Genomic DNA, 12,202 nt, shown 5'->3' with positions numbered 1-12,202 from the left:
ATGGTAAAACCGTTTAAGCCAATATAAATCGTTGGATTACCTCAGCCACACCGTGATTGTTATTTGAAGCCACAACCACATTGCCTTTGTCTCTCAAATGCGCATCCACATTATCCACCCAAACGCCTAAACCGGCATATTCAATCATCGATAAATCGTTGCCTGCATTCCCTACCGCAATCACTTCCGATTGTAAGATATTTAATTTATCAGCTAAGAATTTCACGCTGGCACCTTTGTCAATTCCGGTTTGAGCCGCTTCTAAGAAAAAAGGTTTCGACATACACACACTCAAATGCGGCATCGTTGCTTTTAAATCCGTTTCAACTTCTTTCAAATAAGTCGGTTCTTCCAGTAAAATACATTTTATCGCCGCCGATTGTACTCGTTCTTTAAAATTCGGAACCACTTCGTGTTCTAACCCCGTGATATTTACCTCAACATCAATATATTCTGAGTGAGTTTCACTGATTACTTTTCCGTCCAAATAAGTTATGATATGAGTATTCTTTTCTTTGCTGTAATCATACAAAGTATGAATTTGCTCCTGAGTCAGACTTTGTTCAAAAATGACTTCGTTTGTTTTCAAATCAGTTATCACAGCTCCGTTAAACGAAATCATATAGGAATCCATCAATCCCAAATCCTTAGCATATTCAATCATCGCCGGCGTTGGACGTCCGGAAGCCAAAATTACCTGTACACCTTTTTCTTTGGCTTTTTCTAACATCGTTCTGTTCTCAACTGAGATTTCATGGTCATCATTCAACAGGGTATCATCCATGTCAAGAACTAACATTTTGTATTTCATCTTTATTCTTTATAATTAAACACATCTCGACTTCGCTCGATGTGACATTCCAATTACTATTTTATTTTTTAAATTGATTTTGTCTGGCATCAAAAATTTGAAGGATTCTAATCTCAGTTTCCGAATGGATTTTATAAATAATTTTATAATCCCTGACAATCATTCTTCTAAAAGGTTCTCCTAAAAATTCATCCACCTGATATTGCTCTACAAAGTGAATATTTTTACTTTGAGCAACAATATCGCTAATAACATTTTTAGCTCCTTGCGGTGATTTTAATCGGATAAATTCGAAGATTAATTTTAAATCTGCCTTAGCCTGATTGTCCCAAAGTATAGTAATTGGTTTTTGCTTTTTACCAATTTTCTATTTCCTTTTCTAAATCTTCTATTGTGGTATAGTTGCCCGAAGTAATTCGCTCATCGGCTTCTTTAACCATATTAATGTATTCTTCTTTATCTACCGGATATCCGCTAATAGTATGGGCAACGGCTTCTTTATCCAAAACTGTTTTTAGCGCCATTACTTTTTTAAGTTTACTTTCATCATTAATATGAAGCAACCAATCCATTAATTCTATTTTTTTTGCAGCTAAATCCATTGTAGCATTATTAGAATAACAAATATACGAATTTTAAATACTCATCCTAAACTCCTCAATAACAGGATTAGCCTTAGCAAAATCAGTTTCCTGAATAAATAATTCTACTGCCGAACCTGAACTTCCAAAACCCGCCAACCTCGCCGATTGAATATTGTCTTTTATCATTGTATCAACACCTGCCGCTTCTATTTTTTCTTTCAAAGCCAAAGCCAATACTTCACTTCCCGAAAACACTTTCATTAATCCCATGCTACTTTTTTTATATTTTTTATTCTTCTTCCCCCTCCTCTACTTCTTCGTCCAATTCTTCTTTTTCGAAATATTCTTCATCTTCGTATTCAAAATCAAAAACTTCAGGATCTTCCATCATTTTGTAAGCCAAAGTTTCTATTCTTTCCGATAATTGATCCCCAAAAATAATACGTTGCGTTTTGGCAATACTATTCGAAATACGCATAATCTTAGTTTCATGACGCAATTTCAAAATAGGATTCGCATCATCAAGAATAAACATTTTCAAACGGTTCACATTGTACCCTGCAGTAGAAAACATATCGCTTAATTTGGTTGGCGTACCAATTAAAACATCGATTCCGGTAGAAACATAATTTTTATCATAATCCATATCCCCTTTGTCATGAACACCATAAACCTCAAGATTACTGTACTTGCCGTACTTTTCAAAAAGTGCTTCCATTTCCAGAACCTTCGCTTTATCCTCTACAATAATCAAAGCTCTAGGCGATTCTTCAGTTGCTCCAATCAATCGCTGAATCACATTCAGTACAATTGTAGTGGTTTTTCCGTCTCCTTCAGGAGCAATAATAATACAGTCTACACCGCTTTTTATGGTCGAAAAAGTTTCCTTCTGCAATTCATTGGCTTCTGTTAAGCCGTTTTCAACTAATGCCTGCTGTAACTTTTCGTTTATTTTTTTTAGTTTCATCATTTATGATTGAAAGATTAAAAAATTGAAAAATTGAAAAATTACAACCAAGGCAGAATCTTTAAATCTTTAAATTTTTAAATCATTAAATTTATTTTCAATTATTTAGAAGCAAACAGCTTCACATCATTTTCAGATATTTGGCTTCCGCCAAGGATAATCAAACGCTCCACCACATTGCGTAATTCACGGATGTTTCCAGTCCAGTCGTATTCCTGTAATAATTTGATGGCATCATCCGAAAATTTCTTAACGGCATTTCCCTGTTCTGAAGCGATTTTTTCGGCAAAATGTGATACTAACAAAGGAATATCTTCACGTCTGTCATTCAACGAAGGTACTTTAATTAAAATCACTGCCAATCGATGGTATAAATCCTCACGGAAGCGTCCTTCTTCGATTTCTTTTTTCAAATCTTTGTTGGTTGCAGCCACCACACGCACATCGACTTTGATATCTTTATCAGCTCCAACTCTGGTAATGATATTTTCCTGCAAAGCACGTAACACTTTGGCCTGAGCCGAAAGGCTCATGTCGCCAATTTCATCCAGAAAAATTGTTCCTTTATCAGCAGCTTCAAACTTTCCGGCACGATCTTTCACCGCCGAAGTAAATGCACCTTTAACATGACCAAACAATTCACTTTCTATCAATTCTGACGGAATTGCAGCACAGTTTACTTCAATCAAAGGAAAAGCGGCACGTTCGCTTTTTTCATGCAATTGGTGTGCTACTAACTCTTTTCCGGTTCCGTTAGGACCTGTTACCAGTACGCGAGCTTCGGTTTGAGCGACCTTATCAATCATCATTTTGATATGATTAATAGCTTCACTTTCGCCTATCATTTCGTAATTTTTACTGACTTTTTTCTTTAAAATCTTATTCTCAACTACCAATTGCTTTCTGTCTAAAGCATTGCGAACCGTATTCAGTAAACGATTCAAATCGGGTGGTTTTGAAATGTAATCAAAAGCACCTAAACGCATGGCCTGAATAGCCGTTTCCATATCGCCATGACCGGAAATCATAACCATCGGAATTTCAGGCTTTATCTTTTTGACTTCTTCCAATAATTCAACACCATCCATTTTTGGCATCTTAATATCACACAGCACTAAGTCGTAATCGTTATTTTTTATTTTTTCGTAGCCCGAAACTCCGTCTTCCGCTTCTTCTACCTGATACGCATCATTTTCTTCCGAAAGAATTTTAGCAAGCACTCTTCGGATAGCAGCTTCGTCTTCGATAATTAGTATTTTACTCATTTTTTTAGATTCTGAGGTTCTAAGTTACTAAGATTCTGAGTTCTTTTTAAAAAACAGCTAAAAAAACTTAGCAGTTTAGAACCTTAGCAACTTCAAAAAAATTAATATTTTAACCAACGGTATAATTCTTTCCAACTCGGTTTTTTCCCGTACATCAATATTCCTATGCGGTATATTTTAGCAGCAAACCAAACTACTAACAAGAATGTTCCAAACAATAATGCAATTGAAATGGCCAACTGCCACCACGGCACTCCAAAAGGAATGCGCATTAACATTACGATTGGCGAAGTGAGCGGAATCATCGAAAAAGCAACTGCAATTGTACTATTAGGATCATTAACTACGCTGAAAAAACCAACATAAACACTCAACATTAAAGGTATTATTACAGGTAAAAGAAACTGTTGCGAATCGGTTTGATTATCTACAGCGGCACCAATAGCTGCATAAAAAGAACTGTATAAAAAATAACCTCCAATGAAATAAACCACAAAACCAATCAAAATACTGGCAATAGGTAAATTCCATAATTCTTTGATATACAATTGAGCTGTTCCTGCAAATTCTGTTGGCGAATGTTCAACAATTGCAGGTGCTAAATGTGCTGTTGGTCCAACATTTACTCCAAAAAATGCAGAAGCGGCAAACAATAACGACAGTCCTATAATTACCCAAATAATAAATTGTAAAATTCCTGCTAACGAAGTACCAATAATTTTCCCAATCATCAATTGGAAAGGTTTTACAGAAGAAATAATAATCTCTATAATTCGGTTTGTTTTTTCCTCAATCACAGAGCGCATCACCATATTGCCATAAATGATTATAAACATCATGATAAGATAACCAAAAGCACCTCCAATGGCAATTTTAGCTTCGTTCAATCCTTTTAAACCTTGCTCACCCGATGTTTTAGCAATATTAATATTAACGTGAGCCTGCGCTTTTTTAATAGCCAAAGTATCCAAATGGGCATTTTCCAGATTGATTTTGGTTAGTTTTTTAGCAATAATTTCCTGGGCATTTTCTATAAATGACATACTGGGACTCGTATTAGAAATAAACTCAATTTTATTTTCTAAATCAGCCATAGTAGTGGTTTTAGGAATTACCAATATTCCTTCATAACCATTATTAGCAACACTATCCTTTAAAAACTGATTATCAATTTGCGATAAATCCAAATACTTATACTGTTCGTCCTGACTGTTTAAGGCGATGAATTCATTGGCAAACAAACCGGTTTCATCATGAATAGCTACCCGTTTCAAATCGGCCTTCATAGAACTCAAATACCCCACAAATACAGCTACTGCCACAAATAACAGTGGACTTAAAAAGGTCATTACAATAAAGGATTTATTGCGCACCTTGGCAAAAAATTCTCTTTTTATAATTAATGATATTATACTCATTTAAATGTTAGATTTTAGATTGCTGACTTTAGATTTTAGGTTTTTCACTCTAAAATCTGAAATCTAAACTTTTTTAGTTACCGTTTGGATAAAAATATCATGCACACTCGGAATTTTTTCTACAAAATGAGTGACTTGTCCTCGTTGGGTTATTAGATTCAATAATTCGTTAGGAAGCGAGTTACCAATTTGTATTTCAAGTTTCAATTCTTTATTTAAAGATTTAAAATTAGCCGGACTTACGGTAAATTTTTGAGTAATATCATACATCAGACCTTCTACATTCTCCGTCAAAATACCCACCTCATAACTATTGGTTTTGTGCTGTCTTTTAACATCGTCTAATTTCCCTTCGATTAGTTTATTCGATTTATGAATCAAAGCAATGTGATCGCATAATTCTTCTACGCTTTCCATTCGGTGAGTCGAAAATATTATCGTAGCTCCTTCTTCTTTCAACGCCAGAATTTCGTCTTTAATCACATTAGCATTTACGGGGTCAAAACCAGAAAAAGGTTCGTCAAAAATCAACAATTTTGGTTTATGCAACACACAAACCACAAACTGAATTTTCTGTGCCATCCCTTTAGAAAGCTCCTGAATTTTCTTGTTCCACCAACCCTGAATTCCCAATCGGTCAAACCAATATTCCAGTTGTTTTTTGGCTTCAGCCTTAGACAATCCTTTCATTTGTGCCAAATACAAACATTGTTCGCCCACTTTCATACTTTGGTACAAACCTCTCTCCTCTGGAAGATAACCTATATATTGCACGTGTTTAGGTTGCAATTTTTCGCCGTCCAGAATAACCTGACCGCTATCAGGCAGCGTAATTTGATTGATGATTCGAATAAGGGAAGTTTTTCCGGCACCATTAGGACCTAAAAGCCCATAAATACTGCCTTTAGGAACAGACAAAGATACTTCGTTAAGCGCTACGTAATCTCCATATTGCTTCACTACTTTATTGACTTCTAATAAGGTATTCATGCTGATTTTTTGAATTTACTTCTTCAATTAGGTCTTTTCGACCTTGCGGCTGTAAAAGTAAATAATTACTACCTAAATCGATTATAATTGTTTCATAAAAAAACCCATTCGCCGCGGCAAATGGGTTTTTAATATGATTTTAGTTTATTTAAAAAGCTTAAGAAAACATATCTTTTACTTTCTCAAAAAACGACTTGTCTGATTTTTCAGGATTTGGTGAAAAATTATCATCTTCTAAGTTTTTCTCGAAGAATTGTTTTTGCTCTTTGTTCAATGTTTTAGGAGTCCAAACATTAACATGAACTAACAAATCTCCGCTTCCGTATCCATTGATACTTGGAATACCTTTTCCTTTTAATCGAAGAATTTTTCCTGATTGGATTCCTTCTTCTAATTTGATTCTCACTTTACCGTTGATTGCTTCAATATCTTTAGAAACTCCAAGAACAGCTTCCGGGAAACTTACATACAAATCGTAGTGTAAATTCTCTCCTTCACGCTTTAGGAATTCGTGCTCTAACTCTTCGATAGCCACAATTAAATCTCCTGGAATGCTGTTTCCCGGCGCATCGTTTCCTTTGTTAGAAACTTTCAATTGCATACCGTCAACCACACCGGCTGGAATTTTAATAGAAACGGTTTCGTCTTCTACAATCATTCCCTGAGCATCAGCGTTAGATGGTTTTTTATCTAAAATTTGACCGGAACCTCCACAGGCAGGACAAGTTGTCGCTGACTGCATTCTGCCTAAAATAGTATTCGTTACTCGCATTACCTGTCCCTGACCGTTACAAGTAGAACAAGTTTTGTAAGTAACTCCGGGAGCCTGAACTTTACGTTTTACTTTTACTTTTTTCTCAACACCATTAGCAATTTCTTCCAAAGTCAATTTTACTTTGATACGCAAATTGCTTCCTTTAGCACGACGAACCCCGCCTCGGCTACCGCCTCCGCCAAATCCACCGAAACCGCCACCAAAGATATCACCAAACTGACTGAAGATATCATCCATGTTCATGTGATGACCTCCGCCAAATCCTCCTGAACCATCAAAAGCTTGGTGTCCAAATTGATCGTACTTTGCTTTTTTGTCAGGATCTCCTAAAACTTCATAAGCTTCTGCCGCTTCTTTGAACTTTTCTTCTGCCGTTTTGTCTCCGGGATTTTTGTCAGGGTGAAACTCGATAGCTTTCTTTCTGTAGGCTTTCTTTATCGCCGCTGCATCTGCATTTTTAGAAACACCTAGTATGTCGTAAAAATCTTTTTTCATTTTTATTTATTTTTTTGAAATGTAGCTTAGACTCATTTCTGCCAAATTTATTGCCCGATAACTACTTTTGGGTAACGAATAATTTTTTCTCCCAGTTTGTATCCTTTCTCAAGAACATCAACTATTTTTCCTTTCAACTTAGGTGATGGAGCCGGAATTTGTGTAATTGCTTCTGCAAAATCAGCGTCAAAAGCATCTCCTACTTTTACATCAACCAACTCTAATCCCTTAGAAGATAAGGTACTTTTTAGTTTTTCATGAATCAACTCAACTCCTTTTGTTAAAGTTTCATCACCTGACTTCGCAATCTCAACTAAAGCTCTGTCAAAATCATCTAAAACCGGTAACATTGCCAATAAAACTTCCTGATTGGCAGTTTTAAACAATTCAACACGTTCTTTTGAAGTTCTTCTTTTATAGTTTTCAAATTCAGCAAATAATCGTAAATGTTTGTCTTTTTCATCTGCTAAGTCTTTCGTCAATTGCTCCTCAACACTTAACTCCTCAGTAGCTGCCTGTTCCTGGCTAGATGTATTTTCTACTGTTGCCTCATCCATTTCTTTATCGATCTCTGTATTCTCAGTACTCATATTTCCCTTATTTTTAAATATATTTTTAAACTTCTTCATTTTTACACTTTCCTTTGGATAGCAAAAGTACTGCCAAACCCGGTTCAGTGCCAAATTGTCACCCTTTTTCCTAATCAGCATTTTTAGGGCTATTTTTTTCTCGAATTATTTTTTTTCAGCCTTAAATTAAAATTTTAATAATTTTTTAAGACATATTTCAAATAGATTCGATATGTTTGTGACTAGGTTCTAGTCAATCACTGTTTATTTATTATTTTCAATCCAAAAAAACAGCTGATTCCAAAACAATTATTAATTCACGATTACTTATATCTAAAAAAGCTTTGCCTAAAGAGACAAAGCTTTTTTATTTTTTTATAATCCTGAATTAAATTAGAGCTTCTCTCAAAGCTTCAAAATCCACACTTATTTGTTCCCCCGAAACCAGGTTTTTTAAAGAAAAAGTATTCGAGCTCATCTCTTCGCCTCCCACAATTACCGCAAAAGGAATATTTCTTTTATCGGCATACTGAAATTGCTTCCCAACCTTAGCTTTGTCAGGATACAATTCGACTTTTATACCGGAAGCTCTCAAATTTTTAATGGCTTGCAAAGCATAAAAAGCTTCTGCATCTCCATAATTTATAAACAAAGCTTTAGAACTTTCCGTAACAGTTTCCGGAAACAAACCTAATTCTTCAATAACTAAATAAATACGATCCAATCCAAAAGAGATTCCAACACCACTCATGTTCTTCAAACCAAAAATCCCCGTCAAGTCATCGTATCTTCCGCCTCCGCCAATAGAACCCATAGCAACTCCTTTTGGTGCTGCCACTTCAAAAATAGCTCCTGTATAATAATTTAATCCACGTGCCAGCGTTACATCCAAATCTAAAATTGCAGTTGTCAATCCTAAATTAGCCACGTTATCACAAATAAAACGCAATTCTTCCACTCCTTTCATTCCTTCTTCCGAAGTAGCTAAAAGCTGTGATAATTTTTCAATTTTTTCAGAAATGCTTCCTGTGAAATTAAACAAAGGCTGTACTTTTACGATGGCTTCTTCCGAAATTCCTTTTTCAATCATTTCCTTTTTTACACCATCCTCTCCTATTTTATCTAACTTATCCAAAGCTACCGTAAAATCAATCAATTTATCTGAAGCTCCAATAACTTCTGCGATTCCTGATAAAATTTTTCGGTTGTTGATTTTTACTGTTACTCCGTTTAAACCCAAAGAACTAAAAACAGTATCGTATAATTGCACCAATTCTACTTCCTGCCACAACGATTTAGACCCCACCACATCGGCATCACATTGAAAAAATTCTCTAAAACGTCCTTTTTGTGGTCTGTCGGCACGCCAAACCGGTTGGATTTGATATCTCTTAAACGGAAATTCAATTTCATTTTGGTGTTGCACCACATATCTTGCAAAAGGCACTGTCAAATCGTAACGCAAGGCTTTCTCTGAAATTTTTGGCGTTATAGCTTTTTCCTGTTTATATTCTAAAAACTCTAAAGGAACATCTTTCAAATATTCACCTGAATTCAATATTTTAAAAATCAACCGATCGCCCTCTTCTCCATATTTACCCATCAGGGTTTCTGAATTTTCAAACGAAGGCGTTTCTATCGGTTGGAAACCAAATTTCTCAAAATTACTTTTTATAGTTTGGATAATATATTGACGTTTAGCCACCTCAGCAGGTGAAAAATCTCTTGTTCCTTTAGGAATACTTGGTTTTGATGCCATTTTCTTTAATTGCAGATTTTAGTTTGCAGATTTTAGATTTCATAAATCTAAAATCCATTTGAATTCAGAAAATCTAAAATCTATCTCGAAGCTTCGGGACTTAAATCTTAAATTTCGATGCAAATATCTTATTTTTAAAATAAAAATCAGCCACGAAAATAAAGTTGTAACAAAAATTGTATTTTCGTAACAAACTCCTTACGATGCGCAGTCTATTAAAAGAAAATATAAAAATAGCTTTTGGTTCGATTAAAACCCAAATACTACGAACCACATTAACTATCTTAATTATCGCCATTGGCATCACAGCATTAGTGAGTATTTTAACAGTACTTTCAGCTTTAGAAAAAACCATATCTTCGGATTTTGCTTCAATGGGAGCCAACACTTTCAACATCAATCGTTACGAAAATACAATTAAAAGACATGGCGGAGAGCAACGCACTGTTATCAATCCGGTCATTTCCTATCCTGAAGCTGTTGCATTCAAAAACAAATACAATTTCCCACTAACACAAACCTCGCTGTCATTCAAAGCCACTTCTACTGCCGAAGTAAAATTTGATACCGAAAAAACTGATCCTGAAATTTCAATTCTCGGCGTAGACGAATATTTTATTCCTAACTCAGGACTGGAAACCAGCACAGGACGCAATTTCAATAATTTTGACATCAGCAACAATAATTATGTTTGTGTAGTAGGTTCTGATTTTTTAAAAGGACTCTTAAAAGATGTTAATCCTATTAATAAAATCATTTCTATCCGTGGCGCCCGATTTAAAGTCATTGGCGTTTTAAAAGAAAAAGGCTCTACTTTTGGCAACAGTCAGGATTTAAGAGTTTTAATTCCTATTCAGGTGGCACGTTCTTTATTTACCTCACCTAATATCAATTACAATATAAGTGTGATGGTGAACAATAAAGATTTTTTAAACAACGCCATCGACAATGCCATAAGTGCTATGCGAAGCATTCGTAAATTAAACCCTATCAAAGAAAACAACTTTGCAGTGGTAAGAAGTGACGATTTAATCAACCGTATCCTAAGTATTACGCAATATCTGGGATGGGCATCCTGGGTTATTGGGATTATCACCATTCTGGGTTCTTCAATTGCATTGATGAATATTATGATTGTTTCGGTTACGGAACGCACTCGCGAAATCGGTGTTCGAAAAGCATTAGGCGCCAAACGTTCTACAGTTGCCGTTCAGTTTTTTATTGAAACCTTACTTATTGGACAAATAGGTGGCTTAGTCGGAATTATTTTCGGAATATTAATTGGCTACGGAATCGCCACTGCCCTAACTTTTGCATTTGTCATTCCCTGGCAGGCTATTATGGCTGCATTCTTAACCAGTTTTGTTGTTGCGATTGTTTCAGGTTCCTATCCCGCTATCAAAGCCGCGATGTTAGATCCTATTGAGGCGTTACGTTATGAATAGAGTATTCAGTGAGCAGTTTTTAGTGGTCAGTTAATTCAAATACTAATAATTCCCCTTAAGACTGATCACTAAAAGCTGTTCACTGAACACTACTTCTGGTCATCCTTTCATTCCCGTAAATATCTTTTCGTAATTCGATAGTTGCGAAATTCAGATTTTCAAGCAATTCAACCATCTCTTTTCCTAAATATTGATTGATTTCGAAGTACAATTGCCCGTTTGGACTTAGATTCTTTCGAGCTAATTCAGCTATTTTTCGGTAAAAAATCAAGGCGTTATCGTCTTCGACAAAAAGTGCCAGATGCGGTTCGTGATCCAAAACATTTTTCTTGATTTCCTGTTTCTCTAAATTTCGAACATAAGGCGGATTAGAAACAATAATATCAAATTCCTGTTCCAAATCAACAGTTTCCAGAATATTTTTATGAATAAAAGTAACTTTCACTTCATTTATTTCCGCATTCTTTTGGGCTGTTGCCAAAGCTTTTTCCGAAACATCAATTGCAAAAACCTGAGCATTCGGAAGATTCTTTGCCAATGAAATAGCGATACAACCACTTCCCGTACCAATGTCTAAAATTTTTAAATCTTTAAATTTTTCAATCTTTAAATTTTCCTGAATAATCCAATCCACAAGTTCTTCAGTTTCCGGCCTTGGAATCAATACATTTTCGTTGACTTCAAATTCCAATCCGTAAAAATGGGTTTTTCCCAGTAAATACTGAACCGGAATTTCCAATTTTAATTGTTCTAAAATCGAATTCCATACTTGCAAATCAGCTTCTGAAAAAACCAAATCGGGTTGTAAGGCCAGATCAATTCTTCTTAATTGTTTTTTCTCTTCCAAAATCAGATAAAAAAAACTTTCGGCTTCACCTTCATCATAAATTGATGAAAGTTCCCGGATAAATTGAGCTCTGTATGTTTTGATTTGCATATTAAGTAAGTTCAAAATAAGAAAAACGCATATTAATAACCATTCTGTCAGATTAAAAACTTCAACTTTTCCTTTTCACCATTAAGTCTTTAAGCAGCATTAAAGCTTAACATTCTTAATTTCTTAATGGTTTTTAATTATTATTTTTTAATGTTAAGCTATAAAAAGACAAAAATAGAAATAGTTT

Annotated in this window: 13 protein-coding genes; 1 reads left to right on the top strand and 12 read right to left on the bottom strand. The window is 35.0% G+C overall.

Annotation, left to right across the window (positions count from 1 at the left end; all coding sequences use genetic code 11):
- Positions 1–13: 13 nt before the first annotated feature.
- The 11 genes from BLR17_RS07270 to hisS all read right to left on the bottom strand — a co-directional run bounded on the left by BLR17_RS07270 (position 14) and on the right by hisS (position 9,633).
- Positions 14–811, bottom strand: coding sequence for a Cof-type HAD-IIB family hydrolase (locus BLR17_RS07270; RefSeq protein WP_066324863.1), 798 nt, complete (start codon positions 809–811; stop codon positions 14–16).
- A 61-nt stretch (positions 812–872) separates the two neighbouring features.
- Entirely contained in the window at positions 873–1,148 is a 276-nt protein-coding gene (locus tag BLR17_RS16650) for a type II toxin-antitoxin system RelE/ParE family toxin (protein ID WP_394331213.1), read from the bottom strand.
- 19 nt (positions 1,149–1,167) lie between these two features.
- Positions 1,168–1,413, bottom strand: coding sequence for a hypothetical protein (locus BLR17_RS07260; protein ID WP_066324866.1), 246 nt, complete (start codon positions 1,411–1,413; stop codon positions 1,168–1,170).
- Between the two features lie 33 nt (positions 1,414–1,446).
- Entirely contained in the window at positions 1,447–1,665 is a 219-nt protein-coding gene (locus tag BLR17_RS07255; protein ID WP_066324869.1) for a putative signal transducing protein, read from the bottom strand.
- Between the two features lie 19 nt (positions 1,666–1,684).
- Positions 1,685–2,362 carry a DEAD/DEAH box helicase gene (locus tag BLR17_RS07250; RefSeq protein ID WP_066325090.1) on the bottom strand — a complete coding sequence of 226 codons (678 nt, stop codon included), beginning with the start codon at positions 2,360–2,362 and terminating at the stop codon, positions 1,685–1,687.
- A gap of 101 nt (positions 2,363–2,463) precedes the next feature.
- Positions 2,464–3,627 (bottom strand): sigma-54-dependent transcriptional regulator, encoded by a 1,164-nt coding sequence (locus BLR17_RS07245; protein ID WP_066324872.1) that lies wholly within the window; start codon positions 3,625–3,627, stop codon positions 2,464–2,466.
- 101 nt (positions 3,628–3,728) lie between these two features.
- Positions 3,729–5,045 (bottom strand): ABC transporter permease, encoded by a 1,317-nt coding sequence (locus tag BLR17_RS07240; RefSeq protein WP_066324874.1) that lies wholly within the window; start codon positions 5,043–5,045, stop codon positions 3,729–3,731.
- A gap of 63 nt (positions 5,046–5,108) precedes the next feature.
- Positions 5,109–6,035, bottom strand: coding sequence for an ABC transporter ATP-binding protein (locus tag BLR17_RS07235; RefSeq protein WP_066324877.1), 927 nt, complete (start codon positions 6,033–6,035; stop codon positions 5,109–5,111).
- A gap of 157 nt (positions 6,036–6,192) precedes the next feature.
- Positions 6,193–7,305, bottom strand: a complete 1,113-nt coding sequence (gene dnaJ / locus BLR17_RS07230) for a molecular chaperone DnaJ (protein ID WP_066324879.1) — start codon at positions 7,303–7,305, stop codon at positions 6,193–6,195.
- Positions 7,306–7,352: 47 nt separating this feature from the next.
- Positions 7,353–7,895 (bottom strand): nucleotide exchange factor GrpE, encoded by a 543-nt coding sequence (locus tag BLR17_RS07225; protein WP_174544386.1) that lies wholly within the window; start codon positions 7,893–7,895, stop codon positions 7,353–7,355.
- A gap of 367 nt (positions 7,896–8,262) precedes the next feature.
- Positions 8,263–9,633 carry a histidine--tRNA ligase gene (gene hisS / locus BLR17_RS07220; protein ID WP_066324883.1) on the bottom strand — a complete coding sequence of 457 codons (1,371 nt, stop codon included), beginning with the start codon at positions 9,631–9,633 and terminating at the stop codon, positions 8,263–8,265.
- A 203-nt stretch (positions 9,634–9,836) separates the two neighbouring features.
- Between hisS and BLR17_RS07215 the strand changes: the two genes are divergently transcribed.
- A complete protein-coding gene (locus BLR17_RS07215) occupies positions 9,837–11,078 on the top strand; it encodes an ABC transporter permease (protein WP_066324885.1) in 1,242 nt (413 codons plus the stop codon).
- 79 nt (positions 11,079–11,157) lie between these two features.
- Here the strand turns inward: BLR17_RS07215 and prmC are convergent, their stop codons facing one another.
- A complete protein-coding gene (prmC, locus tag BLR17_RS07210; protein WP_066324887.1) occupies positions 11,158–12,015 on the bottom strand; it encodes a peptide chain release factor N(5)-glutamine methyltransferase in 858 nt (285 codons plus the stop codon).
- Between the last annotated feature and the right edge of the window lie 187 nt (positions 12,016–12,202).

The organism is Flavobacterium glycines, from assembly GCF_900100165.1.
Taxonomy (GTDB): Bacteria; Bacteroidota; Bacteroidia; order Flavobacteriales; family Flavobacteriaceae; genus Flavobacterium; species Flavobacterium glycines.
This window is presented reverse-complemented; position numbering and strand designations above follow the sequence as displayed.